The organism is Scytonema sp. PCC 10023 (genome assembly GCF_963920835.1).
GTDB lineage: Bacteria > Cyanobacteriota > Cyanobacteriia > Cyanobacteriales > Nostocaceae > Kalymmatonema.
The window spans coordinates 1-737 of record NZ_CAWUDP010000340.1 but is presented as its reverse complement, the minus strand read 5'-3'; the positions used below and the strand labels follow the sequence as shown (position 1 = coordinate 737).

At 47.4% G+C, this 737-nt stretch carries 2 protein-coding genes; one reads left to right on the top strand and one right to left on the bottom strand.

All coding sequences use genetic code 11. The features are described from left to right. On the bottom strand, nt 1-268 hold a 268-nt coding region (locus ACM0OZ_RS49120), incomplete at its 3' end, for a CRISPR-associated protein Csx3 (RefSeq protein ID WP_414590206.1). A 252-nt stretch (nt 269-520) separates the two neighbouring features. Between ACM0OZ_RS49120 and ACM0OZ_RS49115 the strand changes: the two genes are divergently transcribed. Next, the coding region (locus tag ACM0OZ_RS49115) for a hypothetical protein (protein ID WP_414590205.1) at nt 521-737 on the top strand (217 nt) is incomplete at its 3' end.

The following is a 737-nucleotide window of genomic DNA, read 5'->3' as shown; positions in this document are numbered from 1 at the left end:
TTTTAAAGTTTTCGTCCTGCGACCAGATGATCAGACAATCATCTGGATTATGCAGCGATGGATTTAAAACACCAACCCAGGAAACCTTGCCTTGATACTCAGTTGCAATCGCAGCCACAACCCAAGCATCAAATCCACCAATCACCAATCCGTTAGCGCCATCAATCACAGGAAACTGTAGATAAGCTAAATCACTTGGTTCGATTTCATCATCTAGCTCAATCAAAGCAGCCTCATCAGATACCTGTTCAACCTCAATATCAATCATAAATTTCTAAAAATAATTCATTCAAGCCTAGCAAGCTTAATAAATAGATGCCAGAGCGAGTCTCATTTCCTCTGAGAAACTAATTCAAATTCTTCGATTTATAAAGTTCCTTTTCTTTTTCAAGTAATATCATGTTCGGCTAATTAGTTATAATTCCCACGTTGACTGCACCCCACACGCCAGTCGCCTGCTGTCGGGAAACCCTCCTGGAGCTTACGCTCCCCTTTATCCCCTCCCCCTCCGGGTATGCCTATGGCTAACGCCACGGCTGAGTGCTTCGCACACGCTGCGCGAACGCCGAACGGCACGCTTCGCGTATGCCTGCGGCACGCTTTGCGCTTACGCCAGTTGCCTGCTGTCGGGAAACCGTTCCGAAGTTTGCCCGGAGGGAAACCCTCCTTGCAACTTCTCTCCTGGCGTAAGGCTAGAGAAGCTGTCACCTTGTGCCAACTGGCTGAAATCCTCTCAA